Here is a 23,237-nt window from a genome sequence, read left to right as displayed (position 1 = left end):
CGGGGCTGCTGGCCGACGGGGGCGTCAGAAGTCTACGCTGGCGGACAAGCGCAGCACCCGTGGTGTGCCTTGGGTCAGGTAGTTGTTGGTGGTCGAGGCCGACGCCCAATAGGCCTTGTTGGCGACGTTCTCCAGGTTGGCCCGCAAGGTCACCCACTGCTCATCCACCTTGAAACGGTAACGTGCGCCGAGGTCGACCCGGGTCCAGGCCGGGATGTTCAGGCTGTTGCTGGCATTGACGTACTGGCCGCCGGTACGCAACACCCGCGCATTCAATGCCGCGCCGGCGATGCCTGGAACGTCCCAGTCCGCGCCCAGGTTGTACTGGAAGCGCGGCACGCCCGGCGCACGGTTGCCGTCGTTGGCGCCATTGGCAGTGTTCTTGAGCTCGGTGTGCATGAACACTGCACCGGTCAGCAGGCGCAAGCCGTGCACCGGCTCGCCGAACACATTCAATTCCACCCCTTTGTTGACCTGCTCGCCGTCCATGCTGAAGGTGTCGCGCTCGGCACCGGCGCTGCGGAACGTGGTGCTGTTGGGCTGCTCGATGCGGTACAGGCCAAGCGTTGCACCAAAGCTGTCCCAGTCCAGCTTGACCCCGGCCTCGACCTGCTTGCTGCGCCTGGGCGGGAACACTTCATTGGCATTGGTCACGCTCGACGGGGCAGTGGGGCCTTGTGCCAGGCCCTCGATGCGGTTGGCGTAGAACGACACATGCTCCCACGGCTTGAGCACCAGGCCATAGACCGGCGTGGTCACCGACTCGTCATAGTTGGCGTTGCGCTCACCGCTAGCGGTAGACCAGCCGTCGACACCGATCGATTGCCGGCGCACGCCCAGGGTCAGCAGCACACGGTCGTCCACAAAGCCAAGGGTGTCGGACAGCGCCACGCTCTTGACCCGGTTCTTGCCCACGATACGCGGGTCGTGCAGGTCACTGCCCGTGTACGTATTGGTCGGGCGCGGCACCTTGACCGGGTGGTACAGGTCGGTGGCATAGCGGTTGGCAGCGGCAACTGCGGCGTAAGCCGAACGTTGTTCGCCCCACATGCCCGAAAGCCCGACGTTGAGCCGATGGCTGACCGGCCCCGTGGCGAACTGGCCATTGATGCCGGCCATGGCGCTCTTGTTGTCCTCATCGTGTGGTGAATAGAGGTAGCCACCCCGCGCAGTGCCGTTGGCGTCGCTGACGTACAACGAGGAGTATTCGCCGTTTTCGCGAGTGTGCTTGGCCCCGGCACCGGCATAAAGCACCCAGTTGTCGTTGAGGTCGTATTCGGCGTTGAGCATGCCGTAGGTGTCTTCCAGCTGTGACCAGGTCCACGGTTGGGCGTAATTGTCGCGCGCCGAGGGGGCATGGGGCACTTTGCTGCCGGTTGGGTAGATCACCGCCCGGCCCTGGTTGATGCGTTCTTTCTGGTAACCCAGGTCGGTGGACAGGCGCAGGCGTTCGCCCCGGTAGTCCAGGGCTACAGCTACCAAGGTGGCGTGCTGCGCTTCGTCGTGCACACCCGTGCCGCCGTCATGCTGGGCCAGGTTGATACGGGCGCCGAAGCGGTTGTCTTCACCAAAACGTTGGCCTAGGTCCAGGTGGCCGCCGACATTGGCGCCGGTGGCATAATCGAGGCTGACGTGGCGGGTTGGCGTGTCTGCGGCACGCTTGGGAACCAGGTTGACCGCACCGCCAATACCGCTGCCCTGGGGGGCGACGCCGTTCAGAAAGGCGTTCGGGCCCTTGAACACCTCGACGCGCTCGAGTGCTTCGGTGGTGATTATCTGCCGCGGTAGCACGCCGTACAGGCCGTTGTAGCTGATGTCGTCAGTGCTCAGTGGCAGCCCGCGGATGGTGAACACCTGCGAGAAATTGCCAAAGCCTGCCGACTGGCGCACTGCCGCGTCATTGAGCAACACATCACCCAAGGTACGCGCCTGTTGATCGGCAATGGTCTTGGCGGTGTAGCTGGTGACGCTGAACGGTACATCACTGGTCGGCTGTTCACCAAGCACACCCAGGCGTGCGCTACGCGCCAGCTGGCCGCCTTGCCAGGTATCGCCGCTGGCGGCCAGGTTGCTGTTGATGGTGGTGGCGCCCAGCTCCAGGGCACTGCCCAGATCCACTGCCGGCGCCAGGGTGTAGCCCCCGCTGCCGGTGCTGATCAGGCTGTAGCCACTGCCGGCCAGCAGGCGAGCAAAACCCTCCGGCACACTGAAACTGCCCTGCAGGCCCTGGCTTTGCCTGCCCTGAAGCAGCGCCGGGTCGAATGACAAGGGCACCCCGGCATTGGCGGCGAAGCGTGCCAGCACATCGGCCAGTGGGCCAGCGGCCAGGTGATAGTCGCGGGGGGTGGCGTCGGCAGCGATCGCCGCTGGTGCCAGGGCGGCCATGGCGATGGCAAGGCTCAGTGCCTTGAAAGGCAAATGGGGCATTGGGCGAGGGTCCTGTAGGTGCAGAAAAGGGAGGTTCTGCACTGATCACCGGACGACGCCGGAAAAGGTATCAAAAAGCCTGTCGTTGATTCCCGTGTGCGCTGCGCCCGGGTCAGCTCAGGGGCTCGACCGTCACCCAATAGCGAGTCAGGCCCTGGACAGTTACCGGCAAGGTGTCGGCCAGCAGCCGCAGGCTGGCATCGGTATCGGTCACCGGAAAGGCGCCAGACACTTTCAGGCCGCGCACCGCCGGGTGGCAACGCAGCACGCCCGGGCGGTAGCGGCCCAGCTCCTGCAACAGGTCGGCCAGGCGCATGTCGCGCGCCAGCAGCATGCCGTGTTCCCAGGCCAGGTCGCCGTTTTCCAGCGGGGTGGCGGGCAGTACCCGGTCGGCATCGAACGCGCTGCGCTCGCCTGCCTTGAGCTGCACGCTGGCGGCGGCGTGCAGCGGGCGGTTGGCGACGGTGCCCTGCAACACCGCGACCCGGGTCAGTGCGCCGTCGATACGTACGCTGAAGCGCGAGCCCAGCGCCCGCGCATGGCCCTGCGGGGTGGTCACCACCAGCGGGCGCGGCGGGGTTGCCGGGTCGTTGGCGCTGGTCACGAGCACTTCACCTGCCAGCAAGGCGATACGGCGTTGCCGGGCATCGAAGCGGATATTGATGGCGGTGTGGGTGTTCAACAGTACGTGGCTGCCGTCAGCCAGTGTCAGTGAGCGTTGTTCGCCAACCGCCGTGCGGGCATCGGCGGCCCATTGCTGCCAGGGTGCCTCGCGCCAGGCCATCCAGGCTGCTGGTGCCGCCAGCAGCCACATCCCCAGACGCTGCAGGGCCTGGCGGCGGCTGACCGCACCCTGGCGGCTGAGCCGGCGCAAGGTTTCCCCGGTAACCGGCGCAGGCAGGCGGCGAAACTCACCGAGGATGGCCTCGGCGCGCTGCCAGGCCAGGGCATGCTGGCTACTGCGCTGGCACCAGGCCTGGACGGCGCGATGGTCATCGTCGGTGGCTGCGCCCGACTGCAGCTGCACCAGCCAGTCGGCGGCCTCGCCGAGGATCAGTGGGTCGATAGGTGGGCTCATTCGTCCATGCTCAGGCAGGCGAGGAAGGCGGTGCGCATGTCGCGCTTGATGGTCACCAGCGAAACCTGCAGTTGTTCGGCGATTTGCGCGTAGGTCAGCCCGTCCAGTTGCGACAGCAGGAATACGTGGCGAACCCGCGCCGGCAACTCGCGCAGCATGGCATCGATGCGGTACAGCGTTTCGAGGATCATCCAGCGGGTCTCGGCCGACGGCACTTCGGGTTCGGGCAGATGCGCGATGGCCTGCAGATACGCCCGTTCGACATCCTGGCGACGCCAGCGGTCTATCACCAGGCCCTTGGCAATGTGCGTCAGCAATGCCCGAGGCTCACCGCCGAAATAGCTGTTGCCCTGACGGCTGAGCAGGCGCAGGAAGGTGTCATGGGCCAGATCGGCCGCATCGCAGGCATTACCCAGCCTGCGCCCCAGCCAGCCCTGCAGCCAGCCGTGGTGCTCGGTGTACAGCGTCTGAACCTGCAGGTTGAGGGTGGGGTCGGCGGGCGGCATGGGGCGCGGGTTTCCGGGAAATAGGTGCAATTAGGAATTGATCGCATTCTATGCCCCGGGTTGCAGAACTGGCAATGTACAAAAGTGCGGGTACAGGCCCTTACAATGCCTTGGCCAGAAACGCCGCCGTGCGGCTTTCCTTGCAGTTGGCCACCACTTGCGGCGTTCCGCTGACCACCACCTTGCCCCCGGCAGCCCCGGCACCTGGCCCAATATCGATCACCCAGTCACTCTGCGCCACCACCCGCATGTCATGTTCCACCACCACCACGCTGTGCCCAGCCTCGACCAAGCGGTTCAGTTGCACCAGCAGCCGGTCGATGTCTTGCGGGTGCAGGCCATTGGTCGGCTCATCCAGCACGTACAGGGTCGCGCCCCGGGCCATGCGTTGCAGTTCGGTCGCCAGCTTGATGCGTTGCGCCTCACCCCCGGACAGCTCGGTGGCCGGCTGGCCCAGGCGCAGGTAACCCAGGCCGATGTCTTGCAGCACCTGCAGGCACCGACGGGCCGGAGGCTGTTCGGCAAACACCTGCAGGGCCTGGTCGACGGTCAGTTGCAGCACTTGCGCAATGTTCATGCCTTGCCAGCTGACCGCCAGGGTTTCGGGGTTGTAGCGCGCACCGTGGCAGGTCGGGCAGGGTGCGTACACGCTGGGCATGAACAGCAACTCGACGCTGACAAAACCCTCGCCTTCGCAATTGGCGCAGCGGCCCTTGGCCACGTTGAAGGAAAAGCGCCCGGCGTCAAAGCCCTGCGCCTTGGCTTGTTCGGTGGCGGCAAACAGCTTGCGTACATGGTCGAACAACCCGGTGTAGGTCGCCAGGTTGGAGCGCGGCGTGCGCCCGATCGGCTTCTGGTCTACCTGCACCAGGCGCTTGATAGCCTCGAGCCCGGCGCTGACATGGCCGCTGCTGGTCTGTTGCGGTTCGTCTTCCAGGCTCTGCTCCTCAGGCTCGTCGCCTTGCCCGGCATGGCCCAGGTGCGCGCCCACCAGCTCCAGCAGGGCCTGGCTGACCAGGCTCGACTTGCCCGAACCGGAAATACCCGTTACCGCCGTGAAGCAGCCCAACGCAAATGCCGCGCTGAGGTTGTCGAGGTTGTTGCGGCTGATGCCTTCCAGCTTCAGCCAGCCACGGGGCTGGCGTGGCGCACGCGGGGCCTGGACCTGGGCGCCGAACAGGTAGGCGCGGGTGCAGGACTGCTCGACCTTGGCCAGCCCCGCCGGGGGCCCGCTGTACAGGATGCTACCCCCGTGCTCGCCGGCGGCGGGGCCTACATCCACCAGCCAGTCGGCCCGGCGCATGGTGTCCAGGTCGTGCTCCACCACATACACCGAGTTGCCCGCCTGCTTCAGCCGTTGCAGTGCCTGGAACAGCGCTTCACTGTCGGCCGGGTGCAGCCCGGCCGAGGGTTCGTCGAGTACGTAGATCACGCCGAAAAGCTGCGAATTCAGCTGGGTGGCCAGGCGCAGACGTTGCAGTTCGCCAGATGACAAGGTGGGCGTGCTGCGCTCCAGGGCCAGGTAGCCCAGGCCCAGTTCGAGCAGGGTGTCGATGCGCTCCAGCAGCTCATGGGCGATGCGCTGCGCGGCCAGGCGCTTTTCCAGGGTCAGCTGGCTTTGCTGTGGCTCCAGGTAGCCCGCTGCCGCGACCTTGCGCAGCACCTCGGCCAGCGCTTGCAGCGGCAACTGCGACAGCTCGGCGATGTCCAGCCCGGCAAAGGTCACGCCCAGCGCATCACGCTTCAGGCGTTTGCCGTGGCACAGCGGGCAGGCGCTGGGGCGCATGTACCGGGCGACGCGCTTGCGCATCTGTGCACTTTGCGAATGCATGAAGGTATGCATGACATAGCGCCGGGCACCCGTGAAAGTGCCCTGGTAGCTGGGCTCCAGCTTGCGCTTGAGGGCCTGGCGGGTTTGCGCCGGGGTCAGGCCGGCATAGACCGGTGCGGTGGGCGTTTCTTCAGTGAACAGGATCCAGTCGCGCTGGGCCTGGGGCAGGTCGCGCCAGGGTATGTCCACGTCATACCCCAACGTGACCAGGATGTCGCGCAGGTTCTGCCCTTGCCAGGCCATTGGCCAGGCCGCGATCGCGCGTTCGCGGATGGTCAGTGACGGGTCGGGCACCATGGTCGCCTCGCTCACCTCATAGACACGGCCCAGGCCGTGGCACTGCGGGCAGGCACCCTGCGGGGTGTTTGGCGAAAAGTCCTCGGCGTACAGCATGGCCTGAGCTGCCGGGTACTGCCCCGCGCGTGAATAGAGCATGCGGATGGAGCTGGACAATGTGGTCACGCTGCCTACCGAAGAACGGGCGCTTGGCGTGCCCCGTTGCTGCTGCAAGGCAACTGCCGGGGGCAAGCCTTCGATGGCATCCACATCCGGCACACCCACCTGGTCGATCAGGCGTCGCGCGTAGGGTGCCACCGATTCGAAATAGCGGCGCTGGGCTTCGGCGTACAGGGTGGAGAACGCCAGTGAGGATTTCCCCGAGCCGGACACCCCGGTGAACACCACCAGCGCATCGCGCGGAATATCCACGTCGATGTTTTTCAGGTTGTGCTCGCGGGCACCACGGACACGAACGAAACCGGTGGGGGGAGTGGAACGTGGCGGCATGGCGCTTTCCTTGGCGGTACGGGAAGCTCACGGTAGCAGCATAGTCGCTGACGTGGGTCAGGGTTTCGGTTCGCGGGTGCCAAGTACGTCGCGAATGTTGTCCACCACATTGCTGTCTTTGATCACATCGCTCAGCCAGCCTTCCAGCGGCATGTTGCCCCACTTGATGGCACGTTCTATCAGATACGGCACCGGGCTTTGCGGTTCAGTCTGTTTGAAAAACTGAGCGATGCCGGCCAGCATGCTGAAGGCTTCGTCCCGGGCGATCGAGTGGGCCGCCGGTTTGCACCCTCATCCAGGATCGGCTGCCGGGGTCACGACATAGGAAATCAGTTGCTATCTTATTGGGGTTTCTCGCCCATACACGCTTTGAGCCGGGCCAACGTAGCTGACTCTCCACCTGTCAACTCAATGCGAAACTCTGCAAACGCATGCTCGAGATCAGCATACTGCTGCAAGCCTTCTTCAGTGAACAGGGAGTGACCCGGGATGTCGCGCCATTCCATGGCGCAGTGGATCAGCTGTTGCTCTGCCGCATGCAGCAGTGGCTCTAGCTCGACGCACAATTTCATGGCGGCGGGGTCCTGTGCCTTCAGGCTGTCGATCAGCAGGCGAAGCTTGACCGACTCCTGTTTGAGTTTTTCGGTGTTCATGTTCAGCCCTGGTTGGAAAGGGTGCCTATCAATTTTGGAGTGCCCCATTCGCTACGATTAGGTGTGAGGTATTGCATTGCCGCACCGGTGGGTGAAATTGTGCCATTGGGCTCTGTGGTAGGAGCAACTTTACTCACAAAAACTTCGGTTTGCTGCAAGGCCGATCTGTCCAAAGGCGAACGCCCCGGCACGCCCGCCGCTCACCACCCCGCCACGCCGCCGTCGCCAGCCAGTACCTGACCCTGGGCGCGCAGCGCCTCGACCAGGAAAAAGGTCGCGCAGGGCGTTTCCACCAGGCCGGTACGCTGCGCATCAAGGCGATAGCGGTGGCCGATGAAGCAGCCGTGCCGCACCGACGTTGTCAGCAGCCCGGCTATCTGCCGGCAGGCCAGCTCGCACCAGGCATTACGCCCCGGCAGGCATTGCCATAGGCGCAGCAAGGCCACCGAGGCGATGGCGATGGCGCAGGGGTCGGCCTCGTCGGCGCCTGGGCGGCCGCTGGCGGCCGTGCCCCAGCGCTGGGTCCAGTACTCGCAGGCCCGGCCTGCGGCCTCGGCGTATTCACCACCATAGCGACCTACGGCCTCGGCCAGCCCCAGCATCGCCCAGGCCTGCCCCCGTGCCCATTGGCCTGGTGCGGTACGCTGCCAGTTACCGCCTGGCAGCAACAGGGCCTGATTGGCCCAGGCGCCCGAGGGCTCGGACAAGCTGTTCAGGCAACGCTGCAGGTGTTGCCGTGCCAAGGCCCAATGGTCGGCGTCCGGGCTTGCATGCAGCAGGGCGAGGGTCGGGGCCAGTGCGTCGATGTCCAAGGTCCTGGCGCCAGGCTCGCCAGCCCCCAGCCCTGTGCCCAGCCACCAACCGCCCAACTGCGGATCGAAGTCCGCGGCCAGTGCCGCGGCCGCCTGGGTGGCTAGGCCACGCACCTGCTCGTCGCACGACTGGCGGGCGGCAAGGCCGGCGCCGTACCAGAACACGAAGCTGCGGTTGACACTCGGTTCGCCAAGCTGTGCGGCCAGCCGGGCGCTCCAGGTCCGTGCTTCGGCCACATCCACCGCATTGCCACTGGCCTGAGCGCGCCGCCACCAAAGCGCGGCCCAGAAGCCGCCCAGCCAGGAGCCGCGGCGCGACAGTTTCCAGGGCGAGTCCCGATCGACGCGGTACAACGGGAAATGGCCATCGCACTGCTGCGAGATGCGCGGCAGGGGCGCCAGCAGGGCTTCGATGATCGCCTCGCGTTTAGGCTGTTCCGGCATCGGCGCAGCCCTCCGACACCTGCCGCGCCCGGTACAGGCTGCGGCATAGCCCGGCGCCCAGGCACAAGGCGATCATCAGCAGTGTCCAGCCCGCGGTGAAGCTGCCGGGCTGGCGCAGCAGCACGGCGAACAGCGGTGGGCCCAGTGCGATACCGCCAAAGAACCCCAGCGACAGCAGCCCGGCGCTACCGGCAACCCCGCCGAAGCGCGGTTCGCGCAGCAGCATGCTCATGGCCACCGCGTTGCTGGCGACCAGGCTCAGGCCCATTCCGACCACCGCGGCCCACAGGGGCCAGTGGCGCGCGGGCGTGGCCAGTTGCATCAACACGATCGTCGCCAGGGCGAACAGGAACAGGCCGCCCAGCAACACGGTTTCATCCCTGAAAGCCGCGCCCAACGGCGTGAGCAGCAGCCGTGAAAGCACACCGGTGACGCCGAACGCACTGATCATCAGGCCGATGCTCGCGGGCGTCACACCGAGGCTGCTGGCATGCACGCCAAAAAAGGTGATGAAGGCCGACAGGCACAGCCCGGCGCAGCCCTGGATGGCCATCAGCCGCAGCAGCCAGCCGTTGGGCCGCTGTACGCGTACGGGCGGTCGATGCGCCTGGGGCGCTGGGGCGATATGCCGAGCGACCAGCAGCGCCAGCAGCAGCGCCAATGGCGCCCAGCAGCCCAGCGCCATGCGCCAGCCCAGGGCCTGGCTGAGCAGCGGCAGGGCCAGGCCGGCGAGCAGCGCCGAGGCCTGCACCCCGGCCTGCTTGATGCCTACCAGGCTGGCGCGCGGTGCGTCCACCGACTGGGCGATGGCCTGGTTGGTAGCCGGGTTGGCCAGCGCCTGGGCCACGCCGCAGAAGGCCAGGGCGATCACCAGCCCGACGAAGCCCGGCAGCACCAGCACCAGGCTGAAGGACAGTGCCACCAGCATGAACAGCGCCTGTAAGCCACGGCGCGAGCCAATGCGCTGTACCAGCGCCCCGGCCCATGGCGAGAGCAGCGCCGCCAGGCCGAATGCGCTGGTGGTCAGCCAGCCCAGTTGCTCACGGTCCAGCCCCAGCGCTTGAATCAGTTGCGGGCCGAGTACACCCAGCGCATAGAACACCATCATCGGCAGGCCCATGGCGCAGGTAAGCAGGGCGGCTAGCGGAACATGCCGCTTCATGGGGCCTCCTTGGCAGGCGAAGGTACGGAAGGGGTCAGCACGTCGAAGGCGCAGCCGGGGCGCGTGGCCTGGAGCAGGTCGCGCCCCAGGGTGCTGATCAGCGCGTCGTCGGTGCCGTCGAGAATGTGCGTGGTGCGGGCGCCGCGGTAGATGCCCGACAGCGGCGACAGCTCGCTCAGGCCCTCGGCGCCCATTATCTGGATCGCCGAATCCACGGCCAGCGACAGCGCATCGGAGGCCGCCAGCTTGGCCAGGTTGACTTCGATGGCGCTGGCCTGGCCGCGATCGAAGGTGGCCGCTGCCTCGCGCAGCAGGCCCCGGGCCGCGGCGATCTCGCGGTAACAGCGGTATACCCGGGCACGTACCAGTTGCTTGTCGGCGAGCCGTGCCTGCGCGCCGCGGGCCGAGTGCACCCGCGCGCACAGATCGTCGAAGCAGCGCCGGGCCAGGCCCAGCCAGTGGGCGGCGCGCAACAGGCGGCCCAGGCCCAGGCGTTGCTGCATCAGCATCAGGCCCTGGCCTGGCGCGCCCAGCACCTGGTCAGGCTCCACCCGCACCCCCTCCAGGTGCAGCTCCCCCTGGCCCTGCTGACGACCTAGCAGCGCCAGTGGCCGCACAAAACGAAAGCCTGGGCTGTTGCAGGGCACCACCAGCATCGACAGGCCGGTCTGCAACGGGCCCTCGTCGGTGCGGGCGATGACGGTGGCGAAATCTGCCCGCTCGGCACGGCAGATGAACCACTTGCGCGCCGTCAGCCGCCAGTGGTCGCCTTGCCATTGGGCGCGGCTGTTCAGGGTGGCCGGGATCGAGCCGATGCTGTCGGGCTCGGACATGGCATAGCAGGGCACTTGCTCGCCGCGCACCAGCGGCAGGTACACGCGCTCGCGCAGGCTTGGGTTGGCGTGGCGTGCCAGCATGTGGCAGTCCAGCGTGGCGTCGCAGCCGAGAATCGCCGGCGCGAACTCGCTGCGGCCTTCTTCGGCGGCCACCTCCAGGTAGTCGCTCAGGCGCGCGAGGCGACCGCCGTCGGCCACGGGGTAGAAATTGCCGAATACCCCGGCGGCCTTGGCCTGCGCCTGCAGTTCGGCGCTCAGCCGCGCTGCCGCCGCGTCGCAGCGGCCCAGCTCGGCCTCACGGGGCAAAATCTGCCGCTCGACGAAGTGGCGTACCCGTTGCGCCAGTTCAATGACGTGCTCGTTGGCCATGGCTCAGCCCACCTGCCGCACGGGCTCGCCCAGCCCGGCTGCGTCGGCGGCCAAGGCACGCTTGTCGACCTTGCCGGCCGGTGTCAGTGGCAGGTGGCGATAAAAGCGCAGGTATTCCGGCAGCTTGTTCACTTCCAGCCCCTGTTCGCGCAGGAACCCGGTGATGTCCTGCAGGGCGAAGCGCGGGGCGCCGTCGCGCAGGGTCACGCACAGGCATACGCGCTGGCCCAGGTCCGGGTCGGGCACCGGCACGCAGGCCACGCTCACCACGTCCGGGTGGGCCATGGCCAGGCCTTCGATCTGCACCGGGCTGATGTTGGCGCCGCCGCGGATGATGATGTCCTTCTTGCGCCCGGCGAGCTTGAGGTAGCCGGCCGCGTCGATGAACCCCAGATCGCCGGTGCGCACCCAACCCTCGGCGTCGCGATAGCGCTCGTCCAGCTCAGGCGCATTGACGTACTGCATCGGGCTCAGCGGCCCGCGTGCCGTGATTTCACCCACGCTGCCCTGGGGCACTTCGCGGCCCAGGTCGTCGACGATACGTATCTCGCAGACCGCCGGGTTGGGCTTGCCCACGCTGCCCAGCACCGCTTCCAGCGGGTCGTCCAGGGTGTTGTGGCAGTTCACCCCGTCGGCCGAGCCATACAGGCTGATGAAACCGCAGCCGAACGCTTCGCTGCAGCGCAGCACGGTGGCCTGGTCGATCACCGAACCGCCGCAGATCAGCCCGCGCAGGCTGGAGGTGTCGATCTGCGCCAGGGCCGGGTCGGCGGCGATGCGTTGCAGCATGGTCGGCACGCCAAGGATGAAGGTTGGGCGCAGGCGCTCGATGGCCTTGATCGCCTCGCCCACCTCGAAGCGCGGCAGTACCACCAGCGAGCCGCCCAGCCAGCTGAGCACGCCGAAGGTGGCGGTAGAGCCGAACGAGGACCCCAGCGGGACCAGGTACAGGCCGCGGAATTCGGCGCCATCGTCGCTGATGCGCTGCAGGAAGCGCCCCCGTCCACCGATCAGTGCGTTGTGCGAATACGCCACCAGCTTGGGCTCGGATTCGGTACCGGAAGACACCAGCAGGCGTACTGGCGAGTCGGGGCACACGCGCGGCAGGCTGGTGCTGTCGATCGGCGCATGCTCGAACAGGGCGTCGAGGGTCGACCAGCCTGCACGCGGTGCGCCGTCTACGATCAGCACGCGCAACGAGAGCAGGGTTGGGCGTAGCGACTCGATGACCTCGCACAGGTCGATGTCGGCATACGTGGCCGGTACGATGACCGCCCGGGCATCGCAGCGGCGCACCAGCGCCTGGATGTCGAGCTTGCCGCGCCCCGGCGGGAAGGGTGCAACGATGGCGCCCAGGGCCGCCACCGCCAGGTCGATGGCGCAGCAGCGCCAGCTGTTGCTCAATTGGTAGGCCACCACGTCGCCGGCAACGATGCCCGACTGGCGCAGGCTGCCGGCCAGGCGCAGGGCTGCGCCCAGCAGTTCGGCATAGCTGACGTCGCCCTCGGGGGACAGCACCGCCGGCTTGGCCGGCGTTTCCCGGGCGCGTTCGCGGAACAGGTCGAACACGTCGCGATTAGGGTAGCTGCCGTCTTCGCGCCAGCGGCGACGGGCAGCCTGGGGTACCAGGTCGATGATGCCGGCAGTGTTCATGTGAAACTCCAGGGTGATTGAACGGATCGGTAGGCACGCTGACCGAAGCAGTCGGCCAGGCGCGGGTCGTTGGCCAGGCACGCCAGGTCCTGATGCACCTGGCTGGCGGCAATGCCAGCCTGCTGGCAGCGCGTCTGCCAGTGCCGGGCGTCGGCGCTGGCCAGGCGCCGGGGCAGCTCTGCGGGGGTGCAGGTGCCGCCCAGTAGTTGCTCCAGCGCTTGCCACTGCTGGCGTGTCTGGCAGTCCAGTGCGAGCAGGCCGTCGCCGGTCTCGAACACCCCTTGCAGCAGGCTGGGCGGGGTGCTGTTACAGGGGGTGGCCAGCAGCAGGTCGGCGGCGCCCAGCAGCGAGCTGTGTACCTGGTTGCCGCGCCCGTGCAGGCTGCGGTCGAGCAGCGCAGCGCAGATGCCTTGCGCGCTGATCACACCACCCAGGACATCGAGCGCGGTGAACAGCGTGCCGCCACGTGTGCCACTGGCGCGGGCGATGCGCTCGGCGACGCCGGACCACGCCTGCACGGTAAAGTCGGTGCCGGGCGCCGATACCGGGGCATCGCCCCAGCCACCGGCGTAGGCATGCACCAGGCCCGGCTGGGCAAGCTGCAGGTCGGCGGCATCCAGACCCAGCTCGGCGGCCTTGCCGGGGGCCCAGTTGTGCAGGAACACGTCGGCGTCGGCGCACAGGGCGTGGATCTCGGCGCGACCTGCAGCGGACTTGATATCCACTTCGCGTACCGTCTTCAGGTGATTGAGCGCGTCGAAGCGCACCGAGCAGCCATCGGCGCAGGGCGGCATGTGCCGCAGGGGGTCGCCGCCTGGCGGCTCCAGGCGGATCACCTCGGCACCGAGCAGGGCCAGCAGGTGCCCGGCCAGCGGCCCCTGGATACGGCGGCATGACTCCAGCACGCGCAGGCCTTGCAACGGTAGCGCGGCTGGGCGCGGGGCTGGCCGCAGCGGTGCCTGCGGGCCGGGTGTCAGCCGCCAGGGGGCGTGCAGGCTGGCCGGGTAGTCGGCATCGGCCTGGCGCTGCGCCGGGCTGCGCAGTACCACCAGCGCTACCCCGCTGGCCCGCGCCTGCTGCCGGATCTGCGCCAGCGGCAGGCGCGCCAGTGCGTCCAGGCATTCGGCCGGCATCGGCGCCACGGCCTTGGCATAGCGCAGCAGAAAGTGCTGCCAGGCTTTGCCGGCCAGGCTGTCGGGCAAGCCGAGGGCGTGCCAGAAGTGGCGCCAGGGCTGGCTGTCGAGGGTTTCCAGTTCGAAGGCCGTGCCTTCCAGGGAAACGAACGGCGGGCGGGCAAGGGCGTCGTCCTGCCCCGGCAGCAGCCGTTCGGCGTCTTCCGGTGCGGTTGCGCCAGCCAGGTACTGGCCGATACTCAGCAGGCCGCCGCGCAGCGGGTCCAGGCTTACCTGGGTGAACTGCCCACCGCGCAGTTGGCCGACGGCAGCAGCCAGGCTGGCCTGCCAGGCGAGGGCGGCGTTGAGGGCGGCCAGGTAATCCACGCCCAGTGCTTGCGGGCGCCCGCTGGCACGGCCGTGCACCGACATCAGGCCGCAGGCAGCTTGCTGTATGAACTCGCTGGTGCTCTCCAGGGGCAGACCTGGCGGTGCAACGAACCGCATGTGAACGGGGTGCAGATCAGGGTGGGCCAACTGCAGCGCGGCCCCTTCGGCCAGGCCGTCGAGGGCACGCAGGCCAAGGCACTGGCCGTGGTGTTGCAGGGCGCGGCTCAGGCCCTGCCAGCCGGGCAGGGAGGGGCCGCTGCGCCAGCCGAGGCTGGCGTCATCTAGCATACGGGACATGGCGGATCTCGCGAACAGGTTACGGGCGAGCAGGCTTCGCGGGCGGGCCCGCGAAGCGGTGAGCGGTGGGTCAGCCGCCGGCCACGGCGGGCAGTACGGTCAGCTGGTCACCGGGGCGGATAGGCGTGGCCAGGCCGTCGGCGAAGCGGATGTCGTCGTCGTTGACGTAGATGTTGACGAAACGGTGCACCTGGTCGTCTTTCACCAAGCGGGCCTTGATGCCGGGGTAGCGGCTGTCCAGGTGCTCGATGATGTGGCGCACGGTATCGCCTTGGGCCTGGACCTGCTTCTGGCCGTCGGTGAGTGGGCGCAGCAGGGTGGGGACGATCACGGAAACCGACATGCTTTTCTCCTTGTGGTACACGTTGTGCCGGGGGCCGGCAAGGGTCAGGGCTGGACGCACAGGGGCTCTTCGAACACCCGTCCGTCGATGATGCGAAAGCTGCGCGCGGCGTGCCGCGCCTCGCCCCAGGTCGAGACGATCAGGTAATGCACCTGGGGGTCGCTGGCCAGGGCGATATCCTCACGGCTTGGCCAGGCTTCGCTGGCGGTGTGCGAGTGGTAGATCACCCGGCAGTCTTCGTCGCGCTGATCCAGCTCACGCCAGACCTGCAACTGCTCGCGCGGATCGAAGCTGAACCAGGTGGGGCTGGCGGCCTGGTTGCGCATCGGTACCACCCTGTGTGCAAGCGGCTCGCCGCTGTCGGCGGCAATCAGCCCACAGGCCTCGATGGGATGCGCGGCCTGGGCCAGGTGCCTTACCTGTTCCAGGGCCTGAGCGGTGATGCGCAGAACCATGCGGGCGCCCTCAATAGCTCGGCAGGGCCGGTTCCACTTCGCGCACCCACGCCAGCACGCCGCCTTGCAGGTCACGCACCCTGCCGTGGCCGAGCCGTTGCAGGTCGCCGGCCACGGCTTTGGAGCGCATGCCCGACTTGCAGGTGATCACCAGGTCGGTGTCGTGGCCGTAGCGCTCGACGATCTGCGTCGCCACCTGCGCAGACTTGGGCATGAGCACCGCGCCGTCGATCCGCACGATGTCCCATTCGGTCGGCTCGCGCACGTCGATGATCACCGGCGCGCGTCCGGCATCCTGCAGCGACTTGAGCTGCACCGCGCTGATCTGCGGCACGGGCGCTGCATCACTGGCAGCGGGTCGGTCCAGCCCGCACAACGCCTGGTAGTCGCCCAGGGCGGTGACCGGCTGGCGCTGCGGCAAACGGCGCAAGGGCAGCTCGCGGTAGCTCATCTGCAACGCGTCGTAGACCATCAGGCGGCCCAGCAGTGGCTCGCCGATGCCGGTCAGCAGCTTGATCGCTTCGGTAGCCATGATCGAGGCGATGGCCGCGCACAGCACGCCGAGCACGCCACCTTCGGCGCAGGAGGGCGCCAGCTCCGGCGGCGGTGGCTCCGGGTAGAGGTCGCGGTAGTTCAGGCCGCGACCGCCCGGGGCATTCTCCCAGAACACCGACGCCTGGCCTTCAAAGCGGAAGATCGAGCCCCATACGTAGGGCTTGTCGGCCAGGATGCAGGCGTCGTTGACCAGGTAGCGGGTGGCGAAGTTGTCGGTGCCGTCGAGGATCAGGTCGTAGCCGCTGAACAGCTCCACGGCCATGTCCGCCTCCAGGCGTTCGGTATGGGTGTGCACCTTGACCAGGGGGTTGAGGCGGGCAATGGCCTGGCGAGCGCTTTCGGCCTTGAGCTCGCCGAGGGTGTCGACGCTGTGAATCACCTGGCGTTGCAGGTTGGACTCGTCGACCCGGTCGAAGTCGATCACACCCAGGGTGCCGATGCCGGCTGCGGCAAGGTAGAGCAGGGTCGGCGAGCCCAGCCCGCCGGCGCCGATCACCAGCACCCTGGCGTTCTTCAGGCGGCGCTGGCCGAGTACGCCGATGTCGGGAATCAACAGGTGACGGCTGTAGCGGTTCACTTCTTCGCGGCTGAGCTCGGCTGCGGGCTCGACCAGAGGCGGTAAGGTCATATCGCTTTCTTCCATTCAGTAGATACGAACTGGAACCATTTTCAATTGTGTGGGCCGCCGGTTCAATCCGCCGAGCGGCCCGATTCGTATGGCAAAGCGCGGTAAAACTATGGGTTTTGTCGGCGGGGCGGTGGCAGCGCGCAAAGGGGCTGCTTGGCAGCCCCCGTGGCTCAGGACTGGAACGTGGCCAAGTCCTCGCAGACGCTGGCGAAGGCGCTCAGAAAGCGTTCGGCTTCGTCGCGCGTGAGCACCAGCGGCGGCTGGATACGCATCACCCGGTTGTTGTTGGCGGTAACGAAGGTGAGCACGCCATGTTCCTCGGACAGCTTGGTCATGAAGCGCAGCACGAACATGTCTTCCAGGTTCTGCTCCAATGCCTGGGCGGCGGCCTCCAGGTGCGCGCGGGCAGCGCCCGACAGCATGCGGTAGGTGGCCATGGCCTGGCCCGGTATGCGCCCCGCCAGTTCCTTGACCAGCGCCTGCACGCCGCCGCGCATGTCCTGGTGAAACTCGATCGCCAGCATCAGCCCGCGGCCGCGCACCGCCACCAGGAACGGGTAGCGGTCCACCAGGCGCTGCAAGCCGGCCTGCAGAAACGCCCCCACTTCGGCGGCATTGGCACACAGGCCGTCCTGCTCCAGCACATCCAGCGCCGCCAGGGCTGCGGCGGCAGCGAAGTTACCGCCACCGAAGGTCGAGGTGTGCAGGGCGAAGCTGTCGATATCGCCATAGGCACGTTCCCACACGGCGTCGCGGGACAACGTGGCACCGATTGGCACCAGGCCGCCGGACAGCGACTTGGAAAGCACCATGATGTCTGGCGCGGTATTGTCCCACTCACAGGCGAACAGCTTGCCCGTGCGGCCCAGGCCGGTCTGGATCTCGTCGAGTATCCACAGGCAGTCGAACTCATCGCACAGCGCACGAACCCCAGCCAGGTAGCCGGGCGGTGGCAGGATCACGCCGCCTTCGCCCTGGATCGGCTCGACGATGAAGGCAGCCACGTCGCCTTGCTCCAGGCGCCTGCGCAACGCGTGCAGGTCGCCGAAGGGCAGGCTGTCGCAGCGCGGCAGCAGGGGCTCGAAGGGGGTGCGGTGCTTGGCCCGGCCGGTCACCGACAGTGCGCCCAGGGTCTTGCCGTGGTAGCCGTTGTCGCAGTAGACCACGCTGCGCTTGTCGCTGGCGGCCAGGGCCAGTTTCAGTGCCGCCTCTACCGCCTCGGTTCCGGAGTTGCTGAAGAACACCCGGTTCAGCCCACCGGGCGCCAGTGCCGCCAGGCGCTGGGCCAGCAGGCTGGCGTGCAATGGCGCCGAGAGGTACTGGATGAAGGTGGGAAATTGCGCTTGCAGGTAGCCTTGCAAGGCCTGGCTGATGGCCGGGTGATTGTGGCCGGTGTTGAGGCAGCCGTAGCCGGCGACGAAGTCGAGAAAGCGCCGGCCGTCCAGGTCGGTGAGCCAGCAGCCTTGGCCCTGGCTGAACACCCGCTCGATATGGTTGAACCGGTAGAACTCGCGCAGCACCGGGTTGATGTGCTCGGCAAAGCTGTTGAGCACTTCGCGGCGCAAGGCCAGGGGCTCGTCGGTCGCGTCGCTGGCGCGTAGCGCACGGCGCGGGTGGTGGTGGCGGTGCAGGCGGTCGAAGGCCTCGCTGGCGAGCACTTCGCCGTCATGGCTCATGGGCGAAGGGCTGAAGCCGTGACGCTCGGCGATGCGGCCGATCTCCAGCACCTTGTGCACCGGCAACTCACGGCCCAGGGAGAATGGCTCGGCGCGGCCCTCCAGCGCCAGGATCATGGTTTCGGCCAGGCAGCCATTGAGGCTGCGCTTGGGCTCCAGGCCCAGGCTGCGCAGCCCCAGGTGCACGGCGGGGCTGGCGGAGACCAGGCCGGCGTCCACCAGCAGGATGTCGCGGCGCTGGTGGGGCACGTCCATCACGTCCTTGGGCAAGGCGGCATCCAGCACCACCGAGCCTGGCAGCAGCCGGCGTGGGTCGATCAGGCCGCCGCTGGAGGTGGCGGCTACATAGAAGCGCACCTGGGCGTAACAGTCTTCAAGGTTGTCATGCAGGGTGACCTGGGCGTGGTACTGGCTGGGCAGGTAGTCCAGGTGCGCCTGGGCCTGCTGGGCGTTGCCCCGGTGCACCAGGCGCAGCCGGCAGCCCTGTTCGGCCAGCAACCGCGCCACGGCCAGGGCGATCGACCCCGGGTAGCCGAGTACCGCCACCTCGGCGTCCGCTGCGGCGATGCCCAGCAGGCGCAGGCTGTCCATCAGGTTGGCGTAGGCGGCGAAGGCGGTCAGCGAGTTGCCGGTGGTAACGGCCACCTCGGCCTGCTGCATGGTCGCCACGCCGCGGTTGCCGACGATCGCGGTAAAGCCGCCCAGGCCCACCAGTTCGGCGCCTTCGGCCTTGAGCGCGGCCACGCCCTGCAGCACCCGTTCGGCAATCGCGCGCGGCTGGCGCAGCATCTGCTCGGCGGTCAGCGGCATGAACTGCAGCATTCCCGAGCACTCGGCGCCACAGGCGCTGACGATGCGCCCGAAATCGATGAACGGCACCAGGTTGCGCTGCTGCCAGCGCTCGGCCTGGTAACCCCAGGCCTGTTCTTCCAGGGTGCGGTCGAGCATGTCCACCAGCTTGACCTGATGCAGCAGGCCAGTGGAGGTGGGGTGGGCAATGAATCCGAATTTCATCAGCAGTTTTCCATGTTCAGGCGGCTCCAGGCGGTTTCCGAGACCAGGCTCAAGCCATCGCCCTCGGAGTTGTGGCCCAGCCATACGTCGAAGAAGTTCAGGCGCCCCGGCGCAGTCAGCGCCTGGCGCAGGGTGTCGGGGCAGAACTGCAGCAGCCGGGCGCGGCAGACACGCAGCGGGCCGAACGCGCGCTCTTCCCACAGCGGCCCCTCGGCCAGCGGCACGTTGACCTGGCTGGCGCCGTGGCAGGCATAGCGTTTGTCCAGGTAGGTCTGGATCATCGACAGCACGCCGTTGGCCAGGTACATCACCGTGACGTTGCGCTGGCCGGCATCGGCGCTGCTGGCCAGGCTCATCGCCAGGCGCTGCTCGATGTCCGGCACCAGGGCGCGGGCACCGTCGCCAATGAACGCCAGCACATGGCGCTCGTCGTTCAGGGCTATGTAGGGCAGCGACATCAGCGCATCGCCCATCAGCGCCCGGCCGTACCAACCGGAGAAGCCGGCGTCGGTACGGGGCAGGTTACGCAGGGCCGACAGGCTGCAACGGCCCACGTCGTAGACACCGGTGTAGCGGTAGCCATCGCGCTCGATCAGCTCGCCAAGCAACTGGCCGAGGCGATGAAAGAAGTAGTTCGGCGTCATCGGCAGGGTTTCGATCTGGTCGCTGGGCAGCACTTCGCGGGTGCGCTGCAACCTTTGCAGCCGCTCGCGGCGGGTGCGCAGCAGCGCGGCCGGTACGGCCAGGCGCGGCTCCAGGTAGTCGAGCACCCTGTTCAGGGCCAGCGGCACTGGCAGCTCGCAAAACGGCGCGATATGGCCGGGCTGGTGGTTGACCTGGGCAATGTGGAACAGCCTGGGCAGGCGACCTTCCGAGTAGGGCGTGGCGGACTGGTCGATCTTGCTTTTGACGAACATCAGCCAGGGTTTGCCCGGCTCGTTGTCGGTGCCTTCGAGAAACGCGTGCACGCGGCGGCTGAATCCGTACATCGACAGCGGCCCGAGGTAATTGGGCACCGGGTCCTGGTCCTGATAGGCGCATACGCTACCGGGTGCGACAATGCTGTCGGCCAGCGCGATGCCAGCGCGGCGCGCCAGTTCGACCACCCGCTGGCGCTCGTCGGCAGCCAGCCGCCCGCATTGCCAGAGCAGGCGTGACGGCGTGTGGTTGATCACCTCCAGCAACTGCTCCAGCGCCGCCAATTCCGGTGCCGTAAGCGCCTGCTGCGTGGCTGTGGCGGGCATGGGCGGGGGCGGGCCTTCGAGCTGCGCGCGGGATTCGAGCACCGCCTGGGTGGCGAACAGGAACGTCGGCGCCGGGCGTTGGTCAAGGGCAGCGAAGGCCTGTTCGACACAGGCCGCGGCTTCATCCGGGCGGCGCACGAAGCGCTGCCACAGGCCGCGGGCGGCGATGACCTGATGGCCATCGTTGTCGGCGTCCAGGGTGCCCTGGAAGGCGAACCAGACCGACTCCGGCGAGTCGGCGCAGACCACAAGGCCCGGCGCACCGGCGCGCTTGAGGTTGGCCAGGGTGCCGCGCATCTCGTCAAGCATGCCCGAGGTCATCACGATCACGTAGGCCCGTTGGTACAGCTGCCAGCCGGCCAGGGCGCTGACGGCCAGGGCGTGCTCGTTGCAGGCGCTGTGGAAACCGCAGGCGGTTGGCCGCAGCAGCTCGCCCAGCGAGTCGAGCAGGCCGGCGACCATGGAGCCGGTGAAGAAATGGCAATCCCAGGCCTGGCCCCAGCGTTGGGTCATGCGCTGCTGGATGTCGCGGGCCAGGCTCACCGGCTCAGCCGATTGCAGGGTGGTGCGTGCCAGCAAGCGGTTGCAGTAGGCGTGCTCGAGGTGGTCGACGAACAGGCGCAGCAGGTCGGCGCGGCGCAGCGCGCGGTCTTCGTGGGGCACGCGCAGCAGGCGGTTGCCGCCCAGGCGGGTCAGCCAGTGCTGCAGGTGCTGCGCATGGCACAGCAGCACGGCGCTGCTGGGCGAGCGGCGGGCTTCGGGCTGGGTGTCGAGCAGGGCGCCCAAGGGGTCGTGCTCGGGTTGCGCTTGCAGGTCACGGGTGTCCAGCAGCACGTGGTCGCAGGGGCAGGCGGTGGCCAGCGCCGCCTGGGCCTGGGCAAGGTCGTCGAAGGCCAGCAGCTGCAGGGCCAGCGCACCTGGCTTGGCCTGTTGGCGCAGGTAGGCTTCGGCCTGGCCGGCGACCTGGCGGTACAGGCTCTGCAACTGGGCGTCGGGCCAATGCTGGCTGGCGTGCGGGGTCTCATGCCCCAGCCAGTGGTTGAGCCGGTCGAGCACGGCGCTGACGTCGGCCCGTAGCGCCGGATCGCGGCTGATCAGGCAGATGCCGTAGCGGTGTGGCTTCATGGTTTGCCCTCAAGGGTGATGGAAGCGGTGCCTGGGGCGGCGTCGCCGGGGGTGCGCAACAGGGCGTCGGTGCTGCGGGCGATGCTGTGGCGCACCCGCCACGCCAGTACCAGCGCCAGCGCCAGGCCAGCGCCCAGGCTGGCCAACAGGCCGCCATAGCCCAGGCGGTCGAGCAGCAGGCCGGCGAGCACCGGTGCGGCCAGACGGGTGACCACGAACAGGCTCGACTGCAGGCCATAGTCGCTGGCGCTGCGTTGCTGGCGGCTGAAGAACAGGGTCAGGCCGAACATCAGCGCCGACACCGCCCCCATGGCCAAGGCCAGCAGTAATGCACCGGCGATCAGCCAGGGCTGGCCCAGCCGCAGCCACACCGCCAGGCCCAGCACCCCCAAGGCCAGCAGCGCCGCCAGCAGGTACAGGACAATCGCCCGTGCTGTGCCCAGCAGCGGAATCAGGCGCCCGCCCACCAGGCTGGCAAATGCGCCCAGCGTGCCCCCGGCAATGCCCACCAGCCAGGCCACCTGCTCCAGGGCCATGCCCTGGTCGAGCAGCAGGGGTTTAAGGTACAGCCAGGCCGCCCCGATAAACGGGAAGGCGCTGAGCAGCAACCAGGTCCACTGGCGTGCCGCCGGCTGGCCGAAAAAGCCGGCCCAATCGGCCACCAGGCCCGGTGCCATGGCTGCCGGTGTGGGCACGCTCGGCAGGCGCCTGGCTACGAGCAGCAGCGCTAGCACCCCCAGTGCCAATGCCGCGCCCATGATCACGAACGGCGCCTGCCAGCCCAGGCGCGACTGCACCAGCAACATCGCGCCGCCGCCCACGATCGCACCCACGAACAAGGCCGCGGCGCGGATGCTGCCGGCACGCACCTGTTCGTGGCGCGGCAGCCATTGCACCGCCAGGGCGTTGAGTGGGATGTCCATCCAGGTGGCGACGATGCTGATGGCGAAGGTCATGGCGAACAGCGCCAGGCGCTGTTCGATGAGGTTGTCGCGGGCGATCAGCGCGTACAGCACGATCAGCACGCCACCGAGCAACGCCAGCCAGCGCGGCAACGGCGAGCGCCCCAGGCGCACCCGTTGCACCGGCACGGCCATGAGGAACTTGAACACCGCCGGCAGCCCGGCCAGCTGGAACAGACCGATCTCGGTCCCGCTCCAGCCGTATTGGCGCATGACCAGCGGCAGGCCGAACATCAGGTAGATGCTCGGCACGGCCAAGGCCAGGTTGAGCCAGCCGAACAGCAGTTGCAGGGCGATGACAGGGGGGCGGGTCATGGTGTCACTCCTTGGCCTTGCGGGCGATCACTGCCGTTACCGGCGTTAGTGGGTAGCGCACGCCATCGACCTGCTCTACACCACGCCAGCCGCTGTCGCGCAGCAGCTGCGCCAGCTCGCCCTCGGCCAGTACGTGGCGGCCTTGCAGGCGCATGTGCAGGTAGTAGGGCAGCACCTGGGCCGCGACCTGACGGGCCTGGGGCACTTCAGCCTGGCAGCACACCAGCAGGCCACCGGGCGCGAGCGCCGCGTGCAGGCGCTGCAAGGTGGCCGGCAGGTCGTCGACGAAGTGCAGCACCGACGAGCACCAGATCAGGTCGTAGCCGCTGCCGATGTCGTCGCTGTTCAGGTCTGCGCCGCGCGCGCTCAGCCGGGCGCCCAGGCCGGCGGCGGCGATATTGTCGGCGGCCACCTGTGCCGTCTCGGGGTATTCGAGGACCACGCCGCTGAGCGCCGGCAGTTGCCGGGCCAGGGCGATGGCCACCAGGCCCGGCCCGCCGCCGAGGTCGAGCAGGCGTTGCAGGCGTGGGTACTCCGGCAGGCTGGCCAGCAAGGCACAGGCGC

17 protein-coding genes and 1 pseudogene are annotated in these 23,237 nt (G+C 68.0%); all 18 read right to left on the bottom strand.

Annotated elements, in window-relative coordinates:
* Positions 1–24: 24 nt before the first annotated feature.
* Positions 25–2,427, bottom strand: a complete 2,403-nt coding sequence (locus GYA94_RS13240; RefSeq protein ID WP_161892463.1) for a TonB-dependent receptor — start codon at positions 2,425–2,427, stop codon at positions 25–27.
* A gap of 112 nt (positions 2,428–2,539) precedes the next feature.
* Entirely contained in the window at positions 2,540–3,505 is a 966-nt protein-coding gene (locus tag GYA94_RS13235; protein ID WP_161892462.1) for a FecR domain-containing protein, read from the bottom strand.
* Positions 3,502–4,011: a sigma-70 family RNA polymerase sigma factor gene (locus GYA94_RS13230; RefSeq protein WP_009686728.1), complete on the bottom strand. Its 510-nt coding sequence runs from the start codon at positions 4,009–4,011 to the stop codon at positions 3,502–3,504. Before GYA94_RS13230 ends, GYA94_RS13235 begins: the two co-directional genes overlap by 4 nt.
* 100 nt (positions 4,012–4,111) lie before the next feature.
* Positions 4,112–6,628 carry an excinuclease ABC subunit UvrA gene (locus GYA94_RS13225; RefSeq protein ID WP_161892461.1) on the bottom strand — a complete coding sequence of 839 codons (2,517 nt, stop codon included), beginning with the start codon at positions 6,626–6,628 and terminating at the stop codon, positions 4,112–4,114.
* Positions 6,629–6,685: 57 nt separating this feature from the next.
* Positions 6,686–6,889: pseudogene (locus GYA94_RS13220) on the bottom strand (type VI secretion system protein TssA); the annotation flags it as partial.
* Between the two features lie 80 nt (positions 6,890–6,969).
* Positions 6,970–7,281: a hypothetical protein gene (locus GYA94_RS13215; RefSeq protein ID WP_167524222.1), complete on the bottom strand. Its 312-nt coding sequence runs from the start codon at positions 7,279–7,281 to the stop codon at positions 6,970–6,972.
* A gap of 200 nt (positions 7,282–7,481) precedes the next feature.
* Positions 7,482–8,537, bottom strand: coding sequence for a glucuronyl hydrolase (locus GYA94_RS13210; protein ID WP_161892459.1), 1,056 nt, complete (start codon positions 8,535–8,537; stop codon positions 7,482–7,484).
* A complete protein-coding gene (locus tag GYA94_RS13205) occupies positions 8,521–9,699 on the bottom strand; it encodes an MFS transporter (protein ID WP_161892458.1) in 1,179 nt (392 codons plus the stop codon). Before GYA94_RS13205 ends, GYA94_RS13210 begins: the two co-directional genes overlap by 17 nt.
* Complete coding sequence (locus tag GYA94_RS13200; protein ID WP_161892457.1) at positions 9,696–10,904, bottom strand: acyl-CoA dehydrogenase family protein; 1,209 nt, start codon at positions 10,902–10,904, stop codon at positions 9,696–9,698. The genes GYA94_RS13205 and GYA94_RS13200 overlap by 4 nt, the downstream gene beginning before the upstream one ends.
* 3 nt (positions 10,905–10,907) lie before the next feature.
* Positions 10,908–12,557 (bottom strand): class I adenylate-forming enzyme family protein, encoded by a 1,650-nt coding sequence (locus tag GYA94_RS13195; RefSeq protein ID WP_161892456.1) that lies wholly within the window; start codon positions 12,555–12,557, stop codon positions 10,908–10,910.
* The gene (locus GYA94_RS13190) at positions 12,554–14,356 is read right to left on the bottom strand and encodes a CoA transferase (RefSeq protein WP_161892455.1); all 1,803 of its coding nucleotides are present in this window, start codon (positions 14,354–14,356) and stop codon (positions 12,554–12,556) included. Before GYA94_RS13190 ends, GYA94_RS13195 begins: the two co-directional genes overlap by 4 nt.
* Positions 14,357–14,426: 70 nt before the next feature.
* Positions 14,427–14,699: a MoaD/ThiS family protein gene (locus tag GYA94_RS13185; RefSeq protein ID WP_009681732.1), complete on the bottom strand. Its 273-nt coding sequence runs from the start codon at positions 14,697–14,699 to the stop codon at positions 14,427–14,429.
* A gap of 44 nt (positions 14,700–14,743) precedes the next feature.
* Positions 14,744–15,154, bottom strand: a complete 411-nt coding sequence (locus GYA94_RS13180; protein ID WP_161892454.1) for a M67 family metallopeptidase — start codon at positions 15,152–15,154, stop codon at positions 14,744–14,746.
* Positions 15,155–15,164: 10 nt separating this feature from the next.
* A complete protein-coding gene (moeB, locus tag GYA94_RS13175; RefSeq protein WP_161892453.1) occupies positions 15,165–16,337 on the bottom strand; it encodes a molybdopterin-synthase adenylyltransferase MoeB in 1,173 nt (390 codons plus the stop codon).
* 170 nt (positions 16,338–16,507) lie between these two features.
* On the bottom strand, positions 16,508–19,027 hold the full coding sequence (gene pigE / locus GYA94_RS28495) for a prodigiosin MAP biosynthesis aminotransferase PigE (RefSeq protein ID WP_161892452.1): 2,520 nt from the start codon (positions 19,025–19,027) through the stop codon (positions 16,508–16,510).
* Positions 19,027–21,396: a thiamine pyrophosphate-binding protein gene (locus tag GYA94_RS13165; RefSeq protein WP_161892451.1), complete on the bottom strand. Its 2,370-nt coding sequence runs from the start codon at positions 21,394–21,396 to the stop codon at positions 19,027–19,029. The genes pigE and GYA94_RS13165 overlap by 1 nt, the downstream gene beginning before the upstream one ends.
* Positions 21,393–22,673, bottom strand: a complete 1,281-nt coding sequence (locus tag GYA94_RS13160) for an MFS transporter (RefSeq protein WP_029886048.1) — start codon at positions 22,671–22,673, stop codon at positions 21,393–21,395. The genes GYA94_RS13165 and GYA94_RS13160 overlap by 4 nt, the downstream gene beginning before the upstream one ends.
* Before the next feature lie 4 nt (positions 22,674–22,677).
* On the bottom strand, positions 22,678–23,237 hold a 560-nt coding region (locus GYA94_RS13155), incomplete at its 5' end, for a class I SAM-dependent methyltransferase (RefSeq protein ID WP_161892450.1).

It is taken from the genome of Pseudomonas juntendi, from assembly GCF_009932375.1.
GTDB classification, from domain to species: domain Bacteria; phylum Pseudomonadota; class Gammaproteobacteria; order Pseudomonadales; family Pseudomonadaceae; genus Aquipseudomonas; species Aquipseudomonas juntendi.
The sequence above is the reverse complement of the archived record's forward strand: the minus strand, read 5'-3'. Positions and strand labels throughout refer to the sequence as shown.